Here is a 23599-nt window from a genome sequence, read left to right as displayed (position 1 = left end):
TTTAAATCAGACGCTTCCGTTCATTCGACGGAGCGATGTTCAGTTGTTCGCGGTATTTAGCCACCGTGCGGCGTGCCACCGTCACGCCTTGCTGCTCCAATAGTGTACACAGTTTGCTGTCGCTTAGCGGTTTGCGCTGGTCTTCGCCCTGAACCAACTTCCGGATAAGGGCTTTGATCGCAGTGGAGGACGTCTCCCCGCCACCGACGTTAGCCACGTGGCTGGAGAAAAAGTATTTAAGTTCGAAGACGCCGCGGGGAGTGTGCATGTACTTACGCGTGGTCGCTCGGGAAACCGTGGATTCGTGCATGCCAATTTGGCTGGCGATTTCGGACAGTACCAGCGGTCGCATTGCCTCCTCACCCACCTCAAGGAACTGACGCTGATGCTCCACGATCTTGCTCCCCACCTTGAGAAGCGTCTCATTGCGGCTCTGCAAGCTCTTCATGAACCAGCGCGCCTCCTGAAGATTATCTTTTACGAAGGAGCGATCGCCGTCAGAGTGGCCTTTTTCCATCAGTTTGGTGTATTGGTTGTTAATGCAAAGTTTTGGAGCAATGTCGGGATTGAGTTCGACGCGCCAATGACCGTTTACTTTTCGGACAAAAACATCAGGAACGATGTATTCGGTATCCTCGCTATTGAGCGACGCGCCCGGTGTCGGATCCAGCGATCGAATGAGTGCTACTGCGCCCGACACGGTGTCTTCGTCGCAGCGCAACCGGCGCGCGAGCGAGCGGATATCTGAGCCGCTGGCGAGCTGATCGAGGTACCTACTGACCAGTGCGCCCGCAGTTTCCCGGTAAGGCGTATCCAGAGGCATTTGACGCAGCTGAATGAGTAGACACTCGCGCAGATCCTGAGCGAAAACCCCGGTGGGTTCGAAATGTTGCAGACGGTGCAGTACCGCAACCACCTCGTCGAGCTCGATGTCGGGGTCGTCGAGAGCGATCCTTATTTCATCGGGTGTTTGCGTCAGGCGGCCATCGCTGTCGACCGAGTCGATTAGCGCCAGCGCGATGGCGTGATCGGTATCTGAAAATCGGGTGAGGTTAAGTTGCCATTGCAACTGGGTCTGCAGCGAGTCTGGGTTTGAATCGCGATCGTCAAAATTGTAGTCATCACCGGACGGACCCGAGCTTGTAGGTGCCGAGCTGGGAATCAAATCCTCCCAGCGGGTATCGACGGGTAAATCATCTGATGAGTCGGGAGCGGTGTTGCTCTCTGGTTCACTGAAGTCAACCGCGTTCTCACCAGGCGCGTTGCCGTCGTCGTCGGCGGCTTGCTCCAGCGCGGCCTCTTCCTCCCGCTCCAGCAGGGGGTTACTCTCCAGCGTCTCCTCAATGGCCTGCTGTAAATCAAGCGTGCTCAACTGCAGCAGCTTTATGGCTTGCTGTAGCTGGGGGGTCAGTGTCAGTGACTGACCTAGCTTGAGTTGCAGGGATTGTTTCATGGGCTTCAGAGTGGCTGAAAGCCTGAGTTTAGCCCCGGCGGTGCTTTCCAGCAAACATTGGCTCGAAATTTGCTTAAGCCGTGTCAGGTGCGCTGCTTGTGTCGCCCCTGAACCGGTTAAAGACGGAAGCTGTCACCGAGGTATACGGCCCGCACCTGCGCATCATTGAGCACATGATCCGGCGTGCCGCTGGCCAGGACCTTGCCTTCGCCGACGATATAGGCGCGCTCACAAATATCGAGGGTCTCGCGAACGTTGTGATCGGTAATCAGAACCCCGATACCTCTCTCCTTGAGGTGGCTGATAACGCCTTTGATATCACTAATCGATATGGGGTCGACGCCGGCAAAGGGTTCATCGAGCAGAATGAAGGCAGGGTCAGTGGCCAATGCGCGGGCGATCTCGACCCGACGGCGTTCTCCGCCGGACAGCGCCTGGCCCAGCGCGCTGTCGAGATGCCCGATGTGGAACTCCTCGAGCAGCGCGTTGCAGACGGTTTTACGCTCGGACTTTGACAGTTCTTTGCGCGTCTCCAGTATGGCCAGGATATTGTCTCTGACGGTCATGCGCCTGAAGATCGAGGCTTCCTGGGGAAGATAACCCAACCCCGCTCTCGCACGCTGGTGAATCGCCATGCCGGTGATGTCATTGCCATTGAGAAAAATACGGCCATGGTCGGCATCAATCAGGCCAACAATCATATAAAAGCAAGTGGTTTTGCCGGCGCCATTGGGGCCCAGCAGGCCCACTACCTGGCCTGAACCCACACTCAGTGAGACGTCACTAACCACTTTTCGGCCGCGAAAGGACTTGGCCAGATTTTTAACCTGCAGTTCTGAAGCGGAGTTCACTCTGACGGATCCGTGTCATCGGCGGGCGGCGAGATTGGCTCGGCCGTTTCGGGCACTGCCGGCTCGGGAAGTGGGCGCTCCGGAGTTGCCGGCTTCGCAGGTGCAGGCGTGGTTACCTGCGGTGGAATAGTGACTTCGACGCGTTGCCCACCCTCGATACGCTCACCCGCGCGCGCAAGCACTCGTTGTTCGGTGATGAGATAGTCAATCGAATCACCGGTGACGACGGCACCGTCCTGCTCAATACGTGCGGTTTGCGTCAGCTTGATCAGATCCTCGCTCCGGATATATTCAATTTTACCCGCCTCCGCCTCGATGGGCGGGTCGCCCACAGCAGGCAATTGGGTCAGTGTCGCCGGATCGCCAACAGCAATAATACGATCGGCGTTGGCCTTGTCGTGAAACACGGTTAATCGATCCGCCTTGATGTGCAGTGAGCCCTGAACCAACTCCACACTGCCAATGTACTGGGTGCGCTGACTGCGCTCGTCACGCTCCGCTGAATCGGCCGATATCTTAATGGGCTGTTCGCGATCATCCTTGAGCGCTGCGATCGGTGGTGCAACCGTGCCAAGGACAAGCAGAGTAAGTAGCGCCGGAATAAATCGCTGTCCGATGCACTTTTGTACCGTCGCCTCAACCCTCATAAATCGTCTCGACATTGGCGAGGAACTTCGCCGTTGTTTCATACAGGTCGATCTCCAGACCGCGCGCCGTGGTGACACTGGTCTCAGTAACGAGTTCTACAGGCGAGTTGTTATAGGCCTTCTGGTTTCCCGGCTCAAGCATCAGCTTTGGCGTAGTCAGTACCGCGCCCCCTCCAGGGACCCTGATTTCGACACCGTCAAAAAGTCGGAGTTCATCGTCGATGATTTTATGGACGCCACGGCCCGCCCGAATATCCCAATACCGGCCCTTGTTGTCGCTGCCCAGGAAGGACAGTCCCTTGAAACGAACCGGTCTTCCAACCGGGCGGCTGCCACTGGTGATGACGACCTGCTGTTCAGGTGTCCCATCGACGCCAAAGCGCCATTGGTCCAGCCCCTCAAAATACGATTCGGTTGGCGGATTGACGGGCTCAGGTTGCTTTTCCCATGTAATTTCAGTTGATTCGATAGTGAGCCATATCAAGCCGATGCCAATAATCGCTGACAGGGTTGAGAACCGCTTTCTCATGGCCTGAAGCGCTCGATTAATCCGTCCCAGCGCCCCTGCGCGATGAGTAACATCTCGATGAGCTCGCGAACGGCACCGGATCCGCCGGGCTTATGGCTTACCCAGTCGGCGGCCTGCAGGACTTCGGCCGTTGCATCCGATGGACAGGCGCCGACGGCCACGCTCATGATGGCGGCAAGATCAGGAAGATCATCGCCCATGTACGCGGCTTGCTCAGGCGATAGTTCACGTTCGTCGAGCAAGTCACGCAAAACAGCGAGCTTGTCTTCACGTCCCTGAATGAGCGTGGTGATGCCCAGTTCCTGCGCCCGGCGCTCGAGGAGCATTGACTGGCGTCCGGTGATGATGGCGACCTCGATACCCGCACGCTGCGCCAGTTTGATACCGAGCCCATCTTTGATATTGAAGGCTTTGAGCTCCTCTCCGGAATTGTCGTAGATCACAGCGCCATCGGTGAGGACGCCATCGACATCCAACGCTAAAAATCGAATCGGCTGTGCCTTTGCGGAGAGCGCGAGGGTATCCATCAGGCAAGCCCCGCGCGCAGCAGTGCCAACAGATGCACCACGCCAATGACCGCACCGTTACGGTCGGTGACTACCAGTGCGCTGATGCGGTGCTCTTCCATCATTCCCAGAGCTTCGGCGGCGAGGGTGCCTTCGGTAACGGTAATGCCACCCGTGGACATCAGGCTGTCTATGGGCGTCTGGTTGATGTCCGGCCGCGCCTCGAGCGCCCGACGCAGATCGCCATCGGTAAAGATACCGAGAAGCCGACCGGTGCTGTCGGTTACGGTTGTCATACCAAGTCCTTTCGCGGTGATCTCCATCAAAGCCTCGGCCAGCGTCGCCCCGGGCGCCACCCGCGGTACATCACCGGCTGCGGACATGACGTCTTCGACCTTCAGCAACAGCTTTCTACCCAATGCGCCACCGGGGTGGGAAAAGGCGAAGTCATCAGCGGTGAAGCCGCGGGCTTCGAGCAATGCAATCGCCAGGGCATCGCCAAGCACCAACGCGGCGGTCGTACTGGATGTGGGTGCCAGGTCGAGTGGGCATGCCTCTGTTTCAGCGCCCGCATACAAATGAAAATCGGCGGCTTCCGCCAGCGCCGATCCGGCTGCGCCGGTCATTGCGACCAGAGTAACGTTGAGACGCTTGAGTAGGGGTAAGAGGGTCAGTACTTCAGGGGTGGTGCCACTATTGGACAAGGCGATTACCGCATCCCGTGCCGTAATCATGCCCATATCCCCGTGGGAGGCCTCTGCTGGATGAACGTAAAAGGCGGGGGTGCCCGTCGATGCCAGGGTGGCTGCGATTTTGTTGGCGATGTGGCCGGACTTACCCATACCGGTAACCACAACACGACCTTCAGTACGCAGCAAAGCCCGGCAGGCGTGTGCGAAGGTGTCTCCCACATGCTCCACGAGCGCGCCAACGGCACTCTGCTCCATGGTAATGGTACGCTTTGCCGACGCTACTAGCTGATCATCATCGAACATCACAGTGGCTCAACTACCTAAATTGGGCTGTGCAAACAGCCACCCGGTGTAGAGGGCATAGAGTGCCAGAAAAGCGATGCCCGCGCTCCGCCCCAGGTGGCCCCTGTGGCTGGTTCGATTCCAGCCCAGAAACACGAACAGGGTCAGTAATAATGTGCTGATCAGAACCGTACCCAAATCGCGGCCGAGCGCGGCGGTGCTGATGGTCAAATTACCGAAGAAGCCCGGTATGGCCAAGACCACCACAAGATTGAACATATTGGACCCCACGACGGCGCCAATGGCGATATCGGCATGACCGCGCCGGGCGCTCACGACGGAGGCCGCCAGTTCGGGCAGGCTGGTACCAATGGCGACGATGGTCAGTCCGATGACCAGCTCCGATACGCCAAATGCTGCTGCGATATTGGATGCTGACCACACCAGCGCGCGGGAGGAGGCGATCAGGAGTGTTGTGCCGATCAAAAAGAGCCACCACGCTTTTGCCAGGGGCAGTTGCGGAATATCCGGTTGTTGGTCGTTGATATCCGGGTGCTTGAGATGGGCCGACAGGCGGGCGAAAAAGATAACCAGTCCGACCGTCAATACCAGCGAGTCGAGTAGTGAGAGGACGCCATCGCGCAGTAAAAAGCCGCAGGTAATAATGGTCAGCAGCAGCAGAGGCAGGTCCTTGGTCGCGGTGGTTCGGCCCACCGTGAAGGGTGAAATCAGTAGGGTAATGCCGAGCACGAGACCAATGTTGGCGATATTGGAGCCAAAGGCATTGCCAACCGCCAGATCGCCGGATCCGGTGATCGATGCCATCAGTGATACCAGAATCTCGGGGGCCGATGTGCCGATGGAGACGATGGTCATGCCGATGAGTATCGGGGGCATGCCCATGCTGCGAGCGATGGTCGCCGAACCCTCGACAAAACGATCGGCGCTCCACAGCAGTGTGGCCAATCCGACGGTGATGACGATGAAGTTGAGCAGCATGGAAACTTCGCTGTGAGGTCGTTGTCTTCAGAAGCAGGGCGCTGTTGTCGGCGTCAGGTCAGCGGATCGGGTATCATTGGCAACCCGGGGCCCGCTTTAACCCGCCCGCAGTGACTGCGCGCCCGGCATGGATGGGGTTGCCGCGAAGTGTAACCCACCTTGGTAAGAATCGGAGAAAACAATGAGAGTAGTTAACATGTCCGCTGCCTTCGGGCGCGTGATCCGCGGCGTCGTGATGTTGGTAGGCGTGTCGCTGGCGCCGCTGCTGGTGGCCGAAGAGATGGCCGCACCAGGGCCGGGAGCTGTTGTCAAAGCGGCGACCGATCACATTATGGCGGCAGTCGCTGAGGCGCCCGAGTATTTCGATACCGATCCTGAGCGTTACTACGCCGAGGTCGGTGCTGAACTCGATAAAGTGGTCGATTTTCGCGGATTTGCCCGCGGCATTATGGGCAGCTACGCGAGTTCTGAACGCTTTCGCAGTCTGGACAAGGCGGGTCAGGAAAACCTGCGGGCACAACTCGATCGATTTACCGGTGTGGTTCGAGACGGCCTGATCACTACGTACAGCAAAGGCCTGCTTGCTTTTGGCGGATCCGACGTAGAACTAAAGGATGTGGAGCTTTCCCCGGACAGTGTCCGTGTCGCCTCGGTTACGCAGCTGGTTCGCGCCGACGACAGCCGCGTTTACACCCTCAAATACCAGATGGGGCAGTATCGGGATGGGCAGTGGCGCTTGCGAAATATGATTATCGAGAACATCAACCTCGGAGAGATTTACCGTGGTCAGTTCGAAGCCGCCGTCAAGGCGGAGGACGGTGATATTGATGCGGTTATCGACGCGTGGAATACAGTGGCGTTCGATGACGCTGGTGAGGAGGCCTGACCATGGAAGCGAACGAAGTACAGGCACTGGTTGCGACGGCTTTCCCCGATGGCGAGGTCCGGGTCGACCTGGATGGTGGCCACTACACCGTAACTGTGGTTTCCGCTGCTTTTGAGGGGGTGCGTCCGGTTGCGCGCCAGCAGCGGGTGTATGCACCCCTCGCGCCAGTGATTGCCCAGGGCACGATACATGCGGTCAATATCAAAGCGTTGACTCCCTCAGAGCGGGATGCCGGTTAGGTGGACAGCCTTGCCATTCGTGGCGGTCACCGGCTCAGTGGCCGGCTAAAGGTTTCTGGCGCAAAGAACGCGGCGCTACCTATTCTTGCCGCAACGCTGCTGACGCCATCAACTGTGAGGCTGAGCAATCTTCCGCATCTCCACGACATCACCACGATGATCGAGTTACTCGGCTGTCTGGGTGCGCGGCTGACGGTTGATGAGCGATTGAGTATTGAAGTCGACGGCACAGGCGTCGATAGTGTCGTTGCGCCTTACGAGCTGGTGAAAACCATGCGTGCCTCTATCCTGGTGCTGGGCCCGCTGGTGGCGCGCTTTGGTCAGGCGCGGGTTTCGTTTCCCGGTGGATGCGCCATCGGCAGCCGCCCGGTGGATCTCCACCTTAAGGGTCTGGAGGCGATGGGTGCAACCATCTCGATTGAGGATGGCTATATCAACGCGTCGATTGATGGCCGACTGCAGGGCGCCGATATCACCCTGGAAACTGTAACCGTTGGTGGGACTGAGAACCTCCTCATGGCGGCGTCACTGGCCGAGGGCACCACGGTGTTGCGTAACGCGGCGCGGGAACCCGAAGTGGTCGATCTGGCCCGCTGCTTGATTGCCATGGGTGCCGATATCGAGGGCGCGGGTAGCTCGACGATTACGGTCCGCGGTGTATCCGAGTTACACGGCTGTGAGTACCGGGTCATGCCGGATCGCATCGAAGCCGGTACTTATCTCGTGGCTGCTGTAGCCACCGGTGGCAGCGTTCGACTTGACGGTGCTAACCCCCATCATCTCGATATCGTGCTCGACAAGCTTCGCGAAGCGGGTGCCACAGTTAATGTGGGTGAAGATTGGATCGAAGCGGATATGGAAGGTCGGCGACCGCGTTCTGTGGCGATCACCACGGCACCGTACCCGGGTTTCCCTACGGATATGCAGGCGCAATTCACAGCGCTGAACGCGATCGCCGAGGGTACGGGAAGAGTCACCGAGACCGTGTTTGAAAATCGACTTATTCAAACCCACGAAATGAACCGGATGGGAGCCGATATCTCCATAGAGGGGAATATGGCGATAATCGCGGGTCGCGAGTCATTGAAGGGTGCGCCGGTGATGGCATCGGACCTGCGTGCCTCGGCGAGTCTGGTGATCGCAGGCCTGGTTGCCGAGGGTGAGACCCGGGTTGACCGCATCTATCATATTGATCGCGGTTATGAGTGTATTGAGGAGAAACTGCAGTCTCTGGGCGCCGACATTCGTCGCGTGTCCGGCTGAGCTTGCGGAGAACAGCATGGCAATGACGCAACCGCTGGTTATGGCACTGACCAAGGGCCGTATTCTGAAGGAGACGCTGCCGTTATTGGCAGCGGCGGGTATCGAGCCGCTCGAGGACGTGCACAGCAGTCGCAAGCTCATTTTCGAGACGAACCGGCCCGATCTCAGGCTGGTTATCTTGCGGGGCTCGGACGTACCCACTTATGTGCGTCATGGCGCGGCCGATGTGGGTGTTGTGGGTAAGGATATGCTGCTCGAGTTTGGCAGCGAGGGCCTCTACGAGCCCCTCGATCTTGGGATATCCCGATGTCGGTTGATGACGGCGGGATTTCCCGATGCACCGCGCTCGCGCCCCCGGCTGCGGGTCGCGAGTAAATTCGTCAATCTGGCGCGCCGACACTACGCCAACAAAGGTATACAAGCGGAACTGATCAAGCTTTACGGCGCCATGGAGCTTGCGCCCCTGATGAATCTGGCCGATGAAATTGTCGATATTGTCGATACGGGTAACACCTTGAGGGCCAATGGCATGGTGCCGCTCGAGCATATCGCCGATGTGAGTTCGCGCCTCGTTGTTAACAAGGCGGCCATGCGAACCCGGCATTCCAGCATCGACGCCCTGGTCAAGGCACTTCGGGGGGCGGTTGAGCAGGGTGTCGCGGCATGAGCGGGTTGATTAACCGTCTGAAGGCCGATGACGCTCAGTTTGAGGCACAATTTCAGGCGCTAACGTCCCATGCCGATGAGCGCGACCCGACGCTGGTCGGCGTCGTCGCCGACATTATCAGCGAGGTGCGAAGCCGGGGTGATGCGGCTCTGGTGGAGTACACCCGGAAATTTGATCGACGTGCCGTCGAGCGCATGGACGACCTGGTTCTGGACGGAGCGGCCCTTCAGGCGGCACTGGCCAGAATCGACCCCATTGACCGCGACGCACTGGAGATGGCCGCGGAACGTATCCGGGATTATCACCAGCACCAGTTATCCGCGAGCTGGTCTTTTACTGACGACTATGGCAACCAGCTGGGACAGCGCGTAACGCCGCTGGCGCGCGCGGGGGTCTATGTGCCCGGTGGGAAAGCCAGTTATCCGTCTTCGGTACTGATGAATGTGATCCCCGCCACAGTGGCCGGGGTTCATGAAATCGCCTTGGTGGTTCCGGCCCCGGAGGGAAACCTCAATGATCTCGTATTGGCGGCCGCAGCCATTGCCGGGGTCAGTCGTGTGGTGACGATCGGTGGTGCCCAGGCGATCGCTGCTATGGCCTATGGCACGGAAACCGTGCCGAGGGTCGACAAAATCGTAGGGCCGGGCAATCGCTTTGTCGCGGAGGCCAAGCGGCAGGTCTTTGGCGCCGTCGGTATCGATATGGTCGCCGGTCCCTCGGAGATTCTGATTATCGCCGATGGCAGTGTCGACCCTGCCTGGATGGCCATGGACCTGTTCTCGCAGGCGGAACACGATGAGCAGGCGCAGGCGATCCTTCTTGGCACCGATGCCGCGTATCTGGATGCGGTGGAAGCCGCGATAGCGGCGGCGCTACCGGATATGGAGCGCGCCGACATTATTCGTGAATCACTGGGAAATCGTGGCGCGCTGATTCAGGTTGCAGACATCGATGCGGCAATTATGTTGTCGAATCGCATAGGCCCTGAGCACCTTGAGCTTGCGACCCGGGATGCAGAGCAACTGGTTGATCGAATTGATGTCGCCGGGGCTATTTTTGTCGGTCCGATGACCTCCGAGGCGCTGGGAGACTATTGCGCGGGCCCTAATCACGTTCTGCCGACATCGAATACGGCGCGCTTCTCCTCGCCGTTGGGTGTCTATGACTTCCAGAAGCGGAGTTCGGTCATTCACTGCTCCGAACAGGGGTCGGCGGCGCTCGGCAAAGTCGCCTCGGTCCTCGCCCGGGGAGAGTCCCTGACTGCTCATGCGCGCAGCGCTGAATTACGCGGTGAGTAAGACGCTTAGCTCGGCAGCTCCCGGGTGCCCACTACGGCGCTGATTTCAAACGCATTCTCGCCGCGTTTAATACCCACAGCAACCTGCTCTCCCGGTCGCAGTCGCGCAATTCGATGCATGGCGACACGACCGTCCGTTACGGGGTCACCATTGATGGAAACGATGATATCGCCAAGGCGGATGCCGGCGCGCTCCGCAGGCCCTCCTTCGGAAAGCGACGATACCACCAGAAACTGAGCCTGGCGTCCGGTTTCATCGCGCCCCAGTAGCAGCTCCACACTAACCCCCAGCCAGCCGCGTATGACACGGCCGTAGCGAATCATGTCCTCCAGTACAAAGCTCGCAAGATTACTGGGGGTGGCCAGGTTAATCCCTATGCCGCTCGAAACCTCCGATCCACTCCCCGCGGTGTAAATCAGCGTATTGATCCCGACGAGTCCTCCCGCGTTGTCAATCAGTGCGCCGCCGGAATTGCCGAGGTGAATGCTGGCATCGGTTTGGATGTAGTCCTCGTAGTCCGATAGCTGCAAACCGTACCGGCCGAGGCCGGAAACAATGCCCTGGCTGACCGAGTGACCGAACCCATAGGGGTTGCCAATCGCGAGGACCACGTCGCCGACAGAAATTGAATCAGAATCGGTAAGCTCGATGGGACTGAGACCGGGTAGATTAATTTTCAGTACAGCGAGATCGGTGGCAGGGTCGGTACCGACGACGGCTGCATTCGCGGAGCGGCCATCGGCGAGCAGAACCTGTATGGCATCGGCTTCAGCGATCACGTGATTATTGGTGATAATGTGGCCATCGGCGGTCATGATGACGCCGGAGCCGAGCGAGCGCTCAACCCGCTGCCTGCGGGTGCTCGGCTCCGGGAAGCGCCGCAAAAGCGGGTCATTTAGTCGCGCGGTTCGACCCTGGGACACCAGCTTGGCGGTGTAAATGTTTACAACTGACGGGGTCGCCGAAGCAACGGCCTCCCGGTATCCCGATGAGTTGCCCTTGCTGTGGGGTGCCAGCAGGGGCTCCTCGAGGACCCAATGGTCGAGTATAAGCAAAGCAGCCATGAGCCCGGCAATAGCGGGCCACACAAATGTGATAATGGCATCTTTCAATGGGTGTCTCCTCTGCCGCCGCATTGTAAACCACGCGGTCCGCGTTATTCTGGAGGTGAGTATGCCGCTAAATGAGGATTTTTGCTGATGTCTGTTTCCAGAGATCGGTTGGTTGAGGCGCTGAGTGAGCTGCTTGCCCCCGATCGCTTTGCGGATTACTGCCCCAATGGGTTGCAGGTTGAGGGTTGCGAGTCGATTGAACGCCTTGTGAGTGGCGTCACCGCATGTCAGGCCTTGATTGATGCGGCGGTGGAATACCAGGCCGACGCGATTCTGGTGCACCACGGCTACTTCTGGCGCTCAGAGGACCCGTGTATCACCGGCATGAAAGGGCGTCGGATCCGGACCTTGCTTCAGGCAGACATCAACCTGCTGGCTTATCATCTGCCGCTGGACTGTCATGCTGAGCTCGGCAACAACGCGGGTTTGGGCAGGGCGCTCGGTGTTACCAGCATGGGGCCACTCGACCCCGGCGATCCTACCTTCCCCGTATTTATTGGTAATCTGGCGAGACCCTGTGCGCAGCAGTCGCTGGTGGATCGGCTCACCACCGAGTTGGGTCGGCCGGTAACGTCGGTCGCTGAACGCGAGGTCCATAGGCTGGCCTGGTGTACCGGGGGTGGCCAGGGTTATATCGACGCCGCAGCGGATGCGGGCGCCGATTTGTTCGTCAGCGGCGAAATTTCAGAGCAGACGGTACATGTTGCCCGGGAGCGGGGAATTGGCTTTATCGCTGCAGGCCACCACGCGACTGAACGTTTCGGCGCACAGGCGGTGGGTGAGTGGCTGGCGCGGACCTTTGACCTCGAACACCAATTTGTCGATATCGACAGCCCCGCCTAGCCTCGATTGACTCAGGGGTTGGGTTTGTCCTCATCCGACGGCTTGTCATCGGCCTCGGATGCGAAATCACTGTCGCTGGGCATTCCAGCCTCCGGGTGCTCAGGCTTTTCCAGGCCAAAGCGCTCGGATAGTTGCCCGTCCTCGTCGTCTTTGCGAGGGGCGTAGTCGAGCGGCTGCGCAACGTCAATTTTCTCTGGTGGGATCTCCGGGCTTTCTCCGTCAGCGCTCGAAGGCGGGGCCAGGGTCACCGATCCGTCGCACAGCCGTTCGGCGCCGTTGGCGACGTGGTGGTACACCGCGCGGTAGTTATCCGCCATCTGGGTCACCAATTGCGCCGTCGTTGTAAAGTGCTCGGTGACTTGTGCTTCATAATCGGCTTTGGCCTCCATCGCAGCCTCAAGTCGATGCTGAAGGTCGAGAATCTCGGCACGCCTGCTTTTCTTGCGCATACCCAGGCTCCAACCGGCCAGAAATCCGAGTATCAGGGCAATTGCGCCTACGGCAATTACAAGAGGTTCCACGTCCATTAAAAACTCCGGCAACAATGATTGAGGATGCAGTTTAACCCGTTGTCCGGGCGGATGCGTAGTCATACATCAATTGCGAAGCGAAGACGCCGCGGCTAGAGTGCGGGCGCGATCGAGAGTCATCAGCTGAGATGACGGGCGCGTACATCGACTGACACAGAGACCGGATAACGAGCTTTGACCCCCAAGCAGCGCTATTTACAGGACCTCGAACGACCCGACTTTGTGCGCGACGAGGCGCAGGCCAACGCGGTGGCCCATCTCGATGCGCTGTACCAGCGATTGGTCGAACGCGATGCAACGGACCAGGGCATCGCCCGTAAATTGTGGCGGTTAACCCGCGGACCGCGCCCTCCAGAAACGGGGCTTTATTTTTGGGGAGGCGTGGGCCGGGGCAAGACCTACCTGGTCGATACCTTTTTCGACAGCCTGCCCTTTGAGCGAAAGCTCCGGGTGCACTTCCATCGCTTTATGCAGCGGGTGCACCATGATCTCACCGCGTTGGCGGGCGAAAAGAATCCGCTAGAGCTGATCGCTGACCGGGTGGCCTCAGAGGCGCTTGTTATTTGCTTTGACGAGTTCTTCGTCAGCGATATCGCTGACGCCATGCTGCTGGGTGGCCTGATGGAGGCGCTTTTTGAGCGCGGCGTCACGCTGGTGGCGACCTCCAACATCACCCCCGATCTGCTTTACAAGGACGGTTTACAGCGCGCGCGCTTTTTGCCTGCCATCGAATTGATAAAAAATCACACTTTAATCGTCAATGTGGATTCCGGAGTCGACTATCGCCTGCGAACGCTGGAGCAGGCCGAGATTTTTCATGCGCCGCTCGATAGTGCGGCCCAGGCCGCCCTCGAGCATAGTTTTCGGGCGCTCGCCAATGGCGCGGAGGGACGTCCCGGTGAGATCGAGATCAATAACCGAACGCTGAAAGTGCTCCATGAAGTAGAGGGAATGGCGTGGTTTGATTTTGACGAGCTCTGCCGCAAGCCCCGCAGTGCCAGCGATTTCGTCGAATTGGCGCGTATTTACGGAACGGTTCTGATCGAGGGCGTGCGGCAAATGGACTCCGCCGCCGATGATGCCATGCGTCGTTTTATCAATTTGGTGGATGAGTTTTACGATCGCAATGTGAAACTGATTCTGACCGCCGAGGTATCCCCGGAAGCGCTGTATTCGGGACAGCGGCTGACGTTTGAATTCCAGCGCACCCTGTCGCGGCTATTGGAGATGCAATCCAAGGAGTATCTCGCCAGAGAGCATCGGCCCTAAGGGCAATTGAGTGTTGAAATGGGTGGAGGGTTCCAGTAACATCCGCGCTCCTTTAAGTACGGCCCCCGAGGGCAAAGATCATGAAAACCTACAGCGCCAAAGCAGGCGATGTTCAAAACGATTGGTTCATCGTCGACGCGGCAGACAAGACGCTAGGCCGTCTGGCGGCGGAGATCGCTCACCGGCTGCGGGGTAAGCACAAGCCCGAGTACACGCCGCACATGGACATGGGCGACTACATTGTCGTGGTTAACTGCGAGAAAGTGCGGGTCACTGGCCGCAAGCGCACCGACAAGATGTATCACCACCATTCGGGTTATCCGGGTGGTATCAAGTCCTACAGCTTCGAAAAGTTGATCGATCGCGCTCCCGAGCGCGTGCTCCAGCGTGCTGTTAAGGGCATGCTGCCGCGCAGCCCGCTTGGTCGAGCAATGTTCAGGAAGTTAAAGGTGTATGCGGGTCCCGAGCACCCGCATACCGCCCAGCAGCCTCAGCAGCTGGCTATTTAAGGAGTATTGGTAAATGGCATCAACACAGTATTACGGCACTGGTCGACGAAAGACATCAACCGCGCGGGTATTTCTGACCTCAGGCAACGGTACGATTACCGTCAATGGTCGACCGCTTGACCAGTACTTCGGCAGAAAAGTGGCCCAAATGATTGTCCGTCAGCCGTTTGAGACCGCTGATCTGGTCGATAAGTTTGACGCCAATGTGACGGTGGCTGGTGGCGGTAGTTTTGGTCAGGCCGGCGCCATTCGGCACGGGTTGACCAGAGCCCTGATGGATTACGATGAGTCATTGCGTCCCACCTTGCGTTCAGCGGGTTTCGTCACCCGGGACGCGCGCGCTGTAGAGCGGAAGAAGGTCGGTTTGCGCAAAGCTCGACGTCGTCCGCAGTTCTCCAAGCGCTAAGCGACTGTTGCAAATGCGAGAGCCGGCGAGTGCCGGCTTTTTTTTGTCTTAAATTCAGGTGGTTAAGCGAGTTTCGTAGAGGTTTTGACCGGTGCTTTGGGTTGCTCATTAGCGCACATCCCTTTAGACTTCGCGATCCAAAAATGGTGCACCTGCGCCTATGTGTTTGGCAGCAGTGCGTGCGCAATGAGCCCCGCGGGTCGTTGTGCGTCTTTCCACTCATCCGGAGACCGACTTAGATGAGCGAAAACAGCAATAACGCCGATAGTCAGGCGTCAACTCAAACCAGGCGCCGTTTTCTGATCGCGGCGACTTCGGCTGTCGGCGTTGCTGGCGTTGCTGGCGTAGCCGTTCCCTTCCTCGGTAGCTGGAATCCCTCCGAGAAAGCCAAAGCGGCGGGCGCCCCCGTCAAAGCCGATATCAGCAAGATTGAGCCCGGCCAGATGGTTGTTGTCGAGTGGCGCGGCAAGCCGGTTTACGTGGTTCGTCGCACCCCCGAGCAAATTGACGCGTTGTCACAGCTTGATGGCAACCTCAAGGATCCGTCCTCGGCGATCTCAAAGCAGCCTGGATACATCTCCGGCATTGGTCGTGCGATCAAGCCCGAGTTCCTGGTGGTGGTCGGATTGTGTACCCACCTGGGCTGCGCACCTGCCTTCCGTCCCGAAGTGGGTGCTGCGGACATGGGTGGTGACAGCTGGGTCGGCGGCTTCTTCTGTCCCTGTCACGGTTCAAAGTTCGATTTGGCCGGACGTGTATTTTCTGGTGTGCCCGCGCCCACCAATCTTGAAGTTCCCCCCTACTCATTTGAAGACGACAACGTTCTTGTCGTCGGCGTAGATTCGGAGGCAGCGTAGTGGAAAAGGCTTTGACGTCATTTATTGGCTGGGTCGACGAGCGTCTGCCCGTCACTCGGGCATGGAACACCCACATGGGCGAGTACTACGCGCCCAAAAACTTCAACCTCTGGTATTTCTTCGGTGTGTTCTCGCTGCTTGTGCTGGTCAACCAGTTGCTCACAGGCATTTGGCTGACGATGAACTACACGCCGAGCGCGGAGGAAGCGTTTGCATCGGTCGAGTACATCATGCGCGACGTCGATTACGGTTGGTTGCTGCGCTACATGCATTCCACCGGTGCCTCTGCGTTCTTTATTGTCGTTTACCTGCACATGTTCCGTGCACTGATTTACGGTTCCTACAAAAAGCCCAGAGAGCTGATCTGGATATTCGGCATGCTCATTTTTGTTGTGCTGATGGCAGAGGCGTTCGTTGGGTATGTGCTGCCATGGGGTCAGATGTCGTACTGGGGCGCTCAGGTAATTATCTCGCTCTTTGGCGCCATCCCTGTTATCGGCGAGGACCTGGTCACCTGGATTCGTGGTGACTACCTGATTTCCGGTATCACACTCAATCGATTCTTCGCACTACACGTGGTGGCCCTGCCCATCGTACTGCTCGCCCTGGTGGTGCTGCATATTCTGGCGCTGCACGAAGTGGGTTCGAATAACCCGGATGGGGTCGACATCAAAAAGAACAAGGACGCCAACGGCGTGCCGCTGGATGGAATCCGGTTCCACCCGTATTACTCGGTGCACGATATCCAGGGTATCGCGGTCTTCCTGTTCTTCTTCTGCGCCATCATCTTTTTTGCACCGGAGATGTCGGGCTATTTCCTGGAGTTCGCTAACTTCCAGGAGGCTAACGCCCTGAAAACGCCGGATCATATCGCTCCCGTGTGGTACTTCACGCCGTTCTACTCGGTGCTGCGTGCGGTTCCCGATAAGTTCTGGGGCTTTGTTTTCTTTGCCGCATCGGTGGCGATCCCCTTCGCCCTGCCATGGCTCGATCGCTGTAAGGTGCGCTCCTGGCGCTATCGCGGCAATATCAACAAAGTGATGTTGGTACTGTTCGTCGCCAGCTTCCTGATCCTCGGTGTGCTGGGTGTCAAGAACCCAACACCGGCGCGAACCGTATTGGCTCAGATATGTTCGATCTTCTACTTCGCATTCTTCCTCGCCATGCCGATCTGGTCCGCTATGGACAAAACCAAGCCGGTGCCCGAGCGGGTTACCATGGATGGTGGTATGCCTATCTGGAAGAGTCTTGGTGTCGTGGTTGTTATCGCCCTGCTAACCGTGTTGCCCCTCAAGGCCGTGGGTGCAAGCTCGGCGTACCAGTGCGGCTCGATGCCTGCGATTCCCTTTGAAGCCGATTCCAGCGACCATGCCTCGCTGCAACGTGGGGCAACGCTTTACATGAACTACTGCATGGGCTGTCACTCGCTGCAGTATTCGCGTTACAACCGGGTGGCGCGCGATATCGGCGTCCCTGAAGATCTTTACAAAGAAAACCTGATGTTCGATCCCTCGGTAAAGATCGGTTCCCTGATGGATAACACCATGGATAAAGGCAATGCCAAGGTGTGGTTCGGAGCGACGCCGCCGGATCTCACCCTGGTATCCCGGGCGCGTCAGCCCGAGTGGTTGTACACTTACCTGCGCACGTTTTATCGCGATGACAAGCGGCCCTATGGGGTGAACAACAAGGTGTTCGAGAATGTGGGCATGCCCCACGTGCTGCTTGAGCTGCAGGGCATGCAGGAGTGCGCGGCAGGGGGCCAGGAGGGCGTTGATCCCCTGAGCGGCGAGGCGGTGATGGCGGATCCCTGTGGGACCCTCAAGATCGTTGAAGAAGGAACTATGGCGCCTGAAGAATTTGATGGTGTTATCTACGATCTGGTTAATTTTCTCGCCTACACCGCGGAACCGATGAAGGCGGATCGTCAGCGTATGGGTATCTACGTGCTGTTGTTCCTCGCTGTATTCTTTATTTTCGCCTGGCTGTTGAGTCGTGAATACTGGAAAGACGTTCACTGATTCAAAAGTTAGCTTGGGCATCCCTCGTGGGGTGTCCCTTTCATCTGCCTCCAGAGGTGGATTTACGGAGTTGATCCATGAAGCTCTCTGACGATGCCCAAGGGCTGGTCTCAAAACGTTCTTCGATGACGTTGTTCTCGGATAACACAAGCCACTATAGCCACAGAGTACGTATCGTACTTGCCGAGAAGGGCGTGACTGTAGACATGATCACTTCTGACTCGGGTAATCCGCCCGCTGAGCTTGGCGATCTCAACCCCTATAACAGCATGCCGACGCTGGTCGATCGCGACCTTGTTCTTTTTGAGTCCAAGGTGATGATGGAGTACCTCGATGAACGCTTTCCGCACCCGCCCTTACTGCCGGTTTATCCGGTAGCGCGCGCTGAGAGCCGCCAACTCATGCATCGGATTGAGCGGGATTGGTGCGCACTGGTGGACGCTATCCAGAATTCCCGCAGTGATAATGTGGTTTCAAAATCGGTCAAGGAGCTGCGGGACGGGATTGTTTCAATTGCGCCTATCTTTAACGAAAAGCCCTTTTTTATGAGTGAAGAATTCACGCTGGTGGATTGCTGTATTGCGCCGATTCTTTGGCGATTGCCCTCCCTGGGTGTGGATATTCGGCCGAGCAAGCAATCGAAGCCGCTGATGAATTACATGGACAGTATGTTCAACCGCGAGGCTTTCCAGGAGAGTCTGTCCGATCAGGAACAGGAACTGCGTTAACGCGACCCTGTGACGCCGAGTAGACCCTATATTATCCGCGCCATCTACGATTGGATTGTGGATAACGATTGCACTCCGCACCTTCTGGTTGACGCGGCAATGACGGACGTCGAGGTCCCGGAATCCTACGTGGTCGACGGGCAGATCGTTCTTAATATCTCGCCGACGGCCGTCGTGAGCCTGCAGCTTGGCAACGATGCCATTTCATTCAATGGTCGCTTTGGCGGGCGGCCGTTCGATATTTTTGTCCCGATAGCGGCGGTGATGGGAATTTATGCCCGGGAGAATGGACAGGGCATGGTGTTTGATGCCGAGCCGGAACCTGAGCCCCCCGATTCGCCGACCCCGGAGCCCGATCGGACGCGACCAGCGCTGCGGGTCGTTAAATAGCCCGCGGGTAAATAATCTCAAACATCTTGATAACGCGCTCAACGCCGCCGACATCGGCAGCCACCGCGGCCGCCCTGTCCGCTTCCTCCTCGGTCAGTAGGCCCATCAGGTAAACGACATCCGCTTCAGTGACAACCTTTATGCGGGTCGACGGTGTGTCCGAACTGAAAAGGAGGGCGCTCTTCACCTGACTGGTCAGCCAGGTATCGTGGGCTCTGTCAGTGGCGTCGCTGTTACTGGCAACGGTCAGCTCGTTGTAAATGCGTCTTACGCCCTCGATTTTTTTTACGATATCGGGCGCCTCATCTTTGAGCGCCCGGGTGCTGACCTGCCCGGCGAGCAAAACAAAACCGTTGTAAGCGACGATCACCAGATGGGCGTCATCAAAGCCGTCGTTTCCCGCCCTTAAATTCACGATCGCTTTTGTCTCAATGCTCTCATCGAGCACCTGCGCGGCGAGGCTGCGTTCACCGGGGTCCTCCTCAATGGCATCGCTTTCAAGCGTAGCCAATAGTGACCCACAACCGCTGAGGCAAAGGGAAAAGAGTAGCGCGAGCAAACCCCAAGTCCGAATCATGACTAACCCTCCAGTGGTCCAAATGCCGTGATATCGATCAATTCAGCAAGCGCGATGGCGCTCGCACTGCTCAAGGCCAGTGCGGTGGCGGCACTGGTCTCGGGAAATGTGAGTTCAATGCCCTTGCCGGAATTTCCGATCCAGACGCCGGCAATATCCCGCGCCGCCAGCGCGCCGCTGATCTCCTGAACACCTGACGCGGGCAAACCGCTGGCAAAAATAATGGCCATATCGCCCGGTTGGCCCAGCGACTGCAGCTGATGGCTCACCCAGGAGGCGCCATCGCTGGCGTTCACCGAGTGCCTGGCAACCAATTCGATGACGGGAAGCGCGGGGCGCTCCCGAAACACGCCGCGCTGGAGTAATTCGGACAGCAGAATCGCGTTGGCGCCATCGGCACCGATGCCACAGCTGAACAGCTTTTGCTCGGTGAATATGGCTTCGGCTGCATTGTCCGCAGCATGCCCGATCACTTCTGCGATGATGTCTACCGACAGGCTCAATGCCCCGATGTGGGATTCGAAATGTCGGGCAATTTGATCGTAATGGTTCATTGGGTCTGGTATCCATGGGCCATGGCATTGGCGCTGAACGCACTCCGAAGCCACTTCGGAGTGTCGGGATCATCTGCCCCGACATCATAAGCGATGACATCGAATCGACAGTGGGTGTCGGCCATCGCGCCATGCTGCTGCAGGTAAAATGCAGCACTGCGGATGATTTTTTTTTGCTTGGCCCGTCCTACGGAACTCGCTGCGTTACCGAAACGCGATCGTTTTCGTTTTCGAACCTCGACAAACACGATGACTCCCTGATCATCCCCAATGAGATCTATTTCACCGAAGGGGCACGTGAAATTTTGGACAATGATAGTAAGCCCGTGCCCTCGCAGGAATGAGGCGGCCTTGATTTCCCACTGGTTGCCCTCTGAGCGCATGTCTACTCTCGTTCTGGTAAGGCTTCTCAGGGTAGTGCTGCGCGATGTACTTGTGCACCATCGATTCTGGCCGGTTCCAGATCTCTTTCGACCTCGCCGTTGGCGGTGCGCTTAAGCCGTCCCGTGCGCCCCGCAAAAAGAACAGCGTCGGTGGCCTCTGCCTGCTGCCAGTGACTGCAGAAGGTAACGCCGTCGCCGCCGAGTGCACGAAGCCGCGTGTATCGATCGAGGTCCTTACGGCCCAGGACATCGGGAATCTCGACAAAATTGACGTCATTGAGATCCCGGCTGGGCAGTATCAGTGACCCATCCACCACGGTTGCAGGCATGTAAACCGGCACATCCCCTGCAAAATGGAAGACGAGGAGCGGGCGCAGCTCCCGTGCTTCACTGGCGGATGGCGCCAGCAGGAATACCGTATCAATATCGTTACGGCGTCGCGGCCGCGCCTGGACGGGCGCTTCAAAAGCGTCTTCCAGCTGCCCGATGCGAGTCTCGCTGGATAGCGCGCCCAGGGCTTTACCCATAGTCTCTGAGGGCGTTTCCTCATTGCCCAGGAGAGCGGTGCTGGCAATCACGCCACCGAGCGCTCGCCAGCGCTGGGTGAGAGCCGACGTCATCCGGATTCCCCAGTCGGTATCCGGCGCCGTAATCATGGCGCGACGTGCGCCGCGTGCGAAGGCAAGCTCGGCGATCTGTCGTGCCTCGTCCTCGGGAGCCAGCGCGAGTGCGCTCCAGCGCGCCGCCGCCGCTGGGGGTACTGCCTCCGGGCGGTTGAGGGCCACCACGGGGGTATTCCTCGGCGAGAGCAGACTGAGCTCCCTTGTCTTTGCCTTGGTTAAAGGGCCCACGATGATGTCGGCCCCCTCCGCTTCCGCGGCGCGGTAAGCCGCGCGGGCATCGGCATAGCGAGTGGTATCGATGACCGATAGCGCCGGGCGTTGAGTCGAATCGGCATGTTCCGCATACAGCGCCTCAATAGCTCCGGCAAGAACCGCTTCCCCGGCACTGCGCAGGGGGCCACTGAGTGGCAGCATCATCACGATTCTTTGCGGCCTTGGCTGCGCTCTCCAGAGATCGAGTGCCGCCGGTGGACGGAGTGTGACGGGAAAGCCGCGGAATCGCCGCGACCATTCATCAAAAGCTAGATGCCCCTCGCGATAAGCCACCACCAATTCCAGCCAGCCGCGCCAGTCGTTTCGGGGCAGGGATCTGCTGACGGTTGTCAAGCGGTTGCTGGGTACCTGCATGAGGTAGGAAAACAGGCGATCCCGTTGTTCCGTACTGTCGGTGCCTGACAGCTCCATTTGGCGATGCAGCGCCTGGGATGCCTCCATCCACTCCCGTTGTAATGCGGCCCGGGTTTCCTGCTCTCGTAATAAAAGAAGCTGCCCTTGACGATCGGTATTCAAGCCGGCAATCAGGCGCTCGGCTTCCTCAATGTCGCCTTCGAGCCAGGCCAGTCGAGAGTCAATAATGGCAAGACTGACACTGTCAATGCCCCGGTTGAGCAATTTCCAGCGCTCTCCCCGCGCGGCCAGTGTACCCTCTGCCAAGGCGACGCTTTGAACCCGGTCCAATGCCTGGGTGTTGATTTCCTGTTCGGGCTTGGCGGGGATGGGTTCTGGAATCCGCGCGACAGGATCGACGCCGGGATCGATAGGGGGCTGGGGTTGCCGGGGATCGCTTGAGCAGCCACCGGCAATCACCAGAACGATGAGCACGCCGTAGACGCTGACGGACTTTCGCGGTGTTTTAAGTAGGCGCAGGGCGGCGCTTAAACAAAGAGTATTCATCAGTGCAGTATAAGGGGAACCAGCCTATGGAGTCCGGTTTGTACATCGTGCCAACGCCAATTGGCAACCTCGAAGACCTGAGTTTGCGCGCGCGGTCGGTATTGGAAACCGTGGATGTGATTGCCGCGGAGGACACTCGCCATAGCGGTACGCTGCTTCGACACTATGACATCGACACACCAATGATCAGTTATCACGAGCACAGCACTGCGCAGACCACTCAGGAACTCTGTGATCGAATGCGCTCGGGCGCGGCAATCGCACTGATTTCCGATGCCGGGACGCCGCTGGTATCCGATCCCGGCTATCGCCTGGTTCGCGCGGCGCAGGACGCCGATGTGCCCGTCGTACCGTTACCGGGTCCCTGCGCAGCGGTGACGGCATTGAGTGCGGGGGGATTGCCCACGGATCGATTCCACTTCGAGGGCTTTTTGCCCAATAAAGCGAGCGGCCGGCGTAAACGCTTACAGGCGCTGTTGTCGGTTGAGGCGACGCTGGTCTTTTATGAGGCGCCCCATCGCATACTGGCGACACTTCAGGATGCCGGTGAGATTCTCGGGGAGGCTCGTGAAGCGACCCTGGTTCGTGAGTTGACCAAGACGTTTGAAACGGTGCGACGGCTGCCGCTGGCGCAGTTGGCGCAGTGGGTGGCGAGCGATACTAACCAGCAGCGCGGTGAGATCGTATTGCTGATCAGTGGCGCCGAAGCGGCGGGGGAAGTTGATGCCGAGGCGCGTCGCCTGCTGGCGCTGTTGGCCAAGGCGTTGCCCCCGCGCAAGGCGGCGAGCATCACCGGCGAGTTTTTCGGTATCCGGGGCCGTGCGCTCTACGATGAGCTGTTGCGGCAAAAGGAGTAATTGCCCGCTTTCCGGTTTAGTCGCAGATAGCGTGACGCTCGCTTGAGCGCCGGGAGCATGAGGTATACAGTGCGCCCCGAGTTGGTTAGGCGATCGCTGTCGCAATGCGGCAGAGGAAAGTCCGGGCTCCAACGGGTCAGAGTGCCAGGTAACGCCTGGGGGACGTGAGTCCACGGAAAGTGCAGCAGAAAGGAAACCGCCGGGCATTGTCCGGTAAGGGTGAAAAGGTGCGGTAAGAGCGCACCGCGCGGCTGGCAACAGGCGTGGCGATGGTAAACCCCACTCGGAGCAAGACCAAATAGGAATCCAATAGCCGTGACCCTCGGCGGATTCGGGTAGGTCGCTTCAGGCGGGCGGTGACGCCCGTCGCAGATGAATGATCGTCCAAGACAGAACCCGGCTTATCGACCAACTCACTATGCGCCCCCGCTCCGATGGATCGGGGGCGCGCCTTT

At 58.4% G+C, this 23599-nt stretch carries 27 protein-coding genes and 1 other RNA gene; 15 read left to right on the top strand and 13 right to left on the bottom strand.

Annotated features, from left to right (window positions below; translation table 11 throughout):
* Position 1: 1 nt before the first annotated feature.
* The 7 genes from NOR51B_RS01700 to NOR51B_RS01670 form a co-directional block, all read right to left on the bottom strand.
* A complete protein-coding gene (locus NOR51B_RS01700; protein WP_009021129.1) occupies positions 2-1453 on the bottom strand; it encodes an RNA polymerase factor sigma-54 in 1452 nt (483 codons plus the stop codon).
* Between the two features lie 116 nt (positions 1454-1569).
* Positions 1570-2304, bottom strand: coding sequence for an LPS export ABC transporter ATP-binding protein (gene lptB, locus NOR51B_RS01695; protein ID WP_009020653.1), 735 nt, complete (start codon positions 2302-2304; stop codon positions 1570-1572).
* Positions 2301-2951 carry a lipopolysaccharide transport periplasmic protein LptA gene (lptA, locus tag NOR51B_RS01690; RefSeq protein ID WP_009020953.1) on the bottom strand — a complete coding sequence of 217 codons (651 nt, stop codon included), beginning with the start codon at positions 2949-2951 and terminating at the stop codon, positions 2301-2303. Before lptA ends, lptB begins: the two co-directional genes overlap by 4 nt.
* Positions 2941-3480, bottom strand: a complete 540-nt coding sequence (gene lptC, locus NOR51B_RS01685; protein ID WP_009018879.1) for an LPS export ABC transporter periplasmic protein LptC — start codon at positions 3478-3480, stop codon at positions 2941-2943. Before lptC ends, lptA begins: the two co-directional genes overlap by 11 nt.
* Entirely contained in the window at positions 3477-4007 is a 531-nt protein-coding gene (locus tag NOR51B_RS01680) for a KdsC family phosphatase (protein ID WP_009021521.1), read from the bottom strand. The genes lptC and NOR51B_RS01680 overlap by 4 nt, the downstream gene beginning before the upstream one ends.
* The gene (locus NOR51B_RS01675) at positions 4007-4981 is read right to left on the bottom strand and encodes a KpsF/GutQ family sugar-phosphate isomerase (protein ID WP_009021066.1); all 975 of its coding nucleotides are present in this window, start codon (positions 4979-4981) and stop codon (positions 4007-4009) included. Before NOR51B_RS01675 ends, NOR51B_RS01680 begins: the two co-directional genes overlap by 1 nt.
* Positions 4982-4990: 9 nt before the next feature.
* The gene (locus tag NOR51B_RS01670) at positions 4991-5959 is read right to left on the bottom strand and encodes a calcium/sodium antiporter (protein WP_009020324.1); all 969 of its coding nucleotides are present in this window, start codon (positions 5957-5959) and stop codon (positions 4991-4993) included.
* A 181-nt stretch (positions 5960-6140) separates the two neighbouring features.
* On the opposite strand from NOR51B_RS01670, the gene NOR51B_RS01665 reads away from it, so the two are divergent.
* From NOR51B_RS01665 to hisD, 5 genes are read left to right on the top strand one after another with little or no spacing between them, the layout of a single operon-like run.
* Positions 6141-6845, top strand: coding sequence for an MlaC/ttg2D family ABC transporter substrate-binding protein (locus NOR51B_RS01665; RefSeq protein WP_154647576.1), 705 nt, complete (start codon positions 6141-6143; stop codon positions 6843-6845).
* A 2-nt stretch (positions 6846-6847) separates the two neighbouring features.
* Positions 6848-7084, top strand: coding sequence for a BolA family protein (locus NOR51B_RS01660; protein WP_040481547.1), 237 nt, complete (start codon positions 6848-6850; stop codon positions 7082-7084).
* Positions 7085-8347, top strand: a complete 1263-nt coding sequence (gene murA / locus NOR51B_RS01655; RefSeq protein ID WP_009021006.1) for a UDP-N-acetylglucosamine 1-carboxyvinyltransferase — start codon at positions 7085-7087, stop codon at positions 8345-8347.
* A gap of 22 nt (positions 8348-8369) precedes the next feature.
* Complete coding sequence (gene hisG / locus NOR51B_RS01650; protein WP_040482248.1) at positions 8370-9014, top strand: ATP phosphoribosyltransferase; 645 nt, start codon at positions 8370-8372, stop codon at positions 9012-9014.
* The gene (gene hisD, locus NOR51B_RS01645) at positions 9011-10312 is read left to right on the top strand and encodes a histidinol dehydrogenase (protein ID WP_009019910.1); all 1302 of its coding nucleotides are present in this window, start codon (positions 9011-9013) and stop codon (positions 10310-10312) included. Before hisG ends, hisD begins: the two co-directional genes overlap by 4 nt.
* A 5-nt stretch (positions 10313-10317) precedes the next feature.
* Here hisD and NOR51B_RS01640 read toward each other — a convergent pair whose 3' ends face one another.
* Positions 10318-11424, bottom strand: coding sequence for a S1C family serine protease (locus NOR51B_RS01640; protein WP_009019302.1), 1107 nt, complete (start codon positions 11422-11424; stop codon positions 10318-10320).
* An 87-nt stretch (positions 11425-11511) separates the two neighbouring features.
* Between NOR51B_RS01640 and NOR51B_RS01635 the strand changes: the two genes are divergently transcribed.
* Positions 11512-12267: a Nif3-like dinuclear metal center hexameric protein gene (locus NOR51B_RS01635; protein WP_009019914.1), complete on the top strand. Its 756-nt coding sequence runs from the start codon at positions 11512-11514 to the stop codon at positions 12265-12267.
* Between the two features lie 11 nt (positions 12268-12278).
* On the opposite strand, the gene NOR51B_RS14765 is transcribed toward NOR51B_RS01635, so the two are convergent.
* On the bottom strand, positions 12279-12794 hold the full coding sequence (locus NOR51B_RS14765; protein ID WP_009021273.1) for a YhcB family protein: 516 nt from the start codon (positions 12792-12794) through the stop codon (positions 12279-12281).
* 177 nt (positions 12795-12971) lie between these two features.
* Here NOR51B_RS14765 and zapE point away from each other — a divergent pair, with 177 nt between their 5' ends.
* From zapE to NOR51B_RS01595, 7 genes are all read left to right on the top strand, one after another.
* Positions 12972-14066: a cell division protein ZapE gene (zapE, locus tag NOR51B_RS01625; RefSeq protein ID WP_009021284.1), complete on the top strand. Its 1095-nt coding sequence runs from the start codon at positions 12972-12974 to the stop codon at positions 14064-14066.
* 80 nt (positions 14067-14146) lie between these two features.
* On the top strand, positions 14147-14575 hold the full coding sequence (gene rplM, locus NOR51B_RS01620; protein WP_009019322.1) for a 50S ribosomal protein L13: 429 nt from the start codon (positions 14147-14149) through the stop codon (positions 14573-14575).
* Between the two features lie 13 nt (positions 14576-14588).
* The gene (rpsI, locus tag NOR51B_RS01615; protein ID WP_009019308.1) at positions 14589-14981 is read left to right on the top strand and encodes a 30S ribosomal protein S9; all 393 of its coding nucleotides are present in this window, start codon (positions 14589-14591) and stop codon (positions 14979-14981) included.
* A 239-nt stretch (positions 14982-15220) separates the two neighbouring features.
* Positions 15221-15838 carry a ubiquinol-cytochrome c reductase iron-sulfur subunit gene (gene petA, locus NOR51B_RS01610; RefSeq protein WP_009019585.1) on the top strand — a complete coding sequence of 206 codons (618 nt, stop codon included), beginning with the start codon at positions 15221-15223 and terminating at the stop codon, positions 15836-15838.
* Complete coding sequence (locus NOR51B_RS01605; protein ID WP_009021638.1) at positions 15838-17859, top strand: ubiquinol-cytochrome c reductase; 2022 nt, start codon at positions 15838-15840, stop codon at positions 17857-17859. The genes petA and NOR51B_RS01605 overlap by 1 nt, the downstream gene beginning before the upstream one ends.
* 77 nt (positions 17860-17936) lie before the next feature.
* Positions 17937-18587 (top strand): glutathione S-transferase N-terminal domain-containing protein, encoded by a 651-nt coding sequence (locus tag NOR51B_RS01600; protein WP_009020808.1) that lies wholly within the window; start codon positions 17937-17939, stop codon positions 18585-18587.
* A gap of 9 nt (positions 18588-18596) precedes the next feature.
* Positions 18597-18977, top strand: coding sequence for a ClpXP protease specificity-enhancing factor (locus NOR51B_RS01595; RefSeq protein WP_009020236.1), 381 nt, complete (start codon positions 18597-18599; stop codon positions 18975-18977).
* Here the strand turns inward: NOR51B_RS01595 and NOR51B_RS01590 are convergent.
* The 4 genes from NOR51B_RS01590 to NOR51B_RS14755 are packed head-to-tail and all read right to left on the bottom strand — an operon-like array spanning position 18970 to position 22287.
* Complete coding sequence (locus tag NOR51B_RS01590) at positions 18970-19554, bottom strand: BON domain-containing protein (RefSeq protein ID WP_009020447.1); 585 nt, start codon at positions 19552-19554, stop codon at positions 18970-18972. The two genes, NOR51B_RS01595 and NOR51B_RS01590, sit on opposite strands and share 8 nt — an antisense overlap.
* Positions 19555-19556: 2 nt before the next feature.
* A complete protein-coding gene (locus NOR51B_RS14760) occupies positions 19557-20108 on the bottom strand; it encodes a phosphoheptose isomerase family protein (RefSeq protein ID WP_009019552.1) in 552 nt (183 codons plus the stop codon).
* Positions 20105-20491: a YraN family protein gene (locus tag NOR51B_RS01580; protein WP_009018844.1), complete on the bottom strand. Its 387-nt coding sequence runs from the start codon at positions 20489-20491 to the stop codon at positions 20105-20107. Before NOR51B_RS01580 ends, NOR51B_RS14760 begins: the two co-directional genes overlap by 4 nt.
* 26 nt (positions 20492-20517) lie before the next feature.
* Positions 20518-22287, bottom strand: coding sequence for a penicillin-binding protein activator (locus NOR51B_RS14755; protein ID WP_009020830.1), 1770 nt, complete (start codon positions 22285-22287; stop codon positions 20518-20520).
* 26 nt (positions 22288-22313) lie between these two features.
* Here NOR51B_RS14755 and rsmI point away from each other — a divergent pair, with 26 nt between their 5' ends.
* Both rsmI and rnpB read left to right on the top strand, forming a co-directional pair.
* On the top strand, positions 22314-23144 hold the full coding sequence (rsmI, locus tag NOR51B_RS01565; protein ID WP_009020269.1) for a 16S rRNA (cytidine(1402)-2'-O)-methyltransferase: 831 nt from the start codon (positions 22314-22316) through the stop codon (positions 23142-23144).
* A 77-nt stretch (positions 23145-23221) separates the two neighbouring features.
* Positions 23222-23564: RNase P RNA component class A (rnpB, locus tag NOR51B_RS15105), an RNA gene on the top strand.
* Positions 23565-23599: the final 35 nt, after the last annotated feature.

The organism is Luminiphilus syltensis NOR5-1B, assembly GCF_000158175.1.
Lineage (GTDB): Bacteria > Pseudomonadota > Gammaproteobacteria > Pseudomonadales > Halieaceae > Luminiphilus > Luminiphilus syltensis.
Note: the sequence above shows the minus strand (reverse complement) of the source record. Positions and strands in the feature narration are given on the sequence as shown.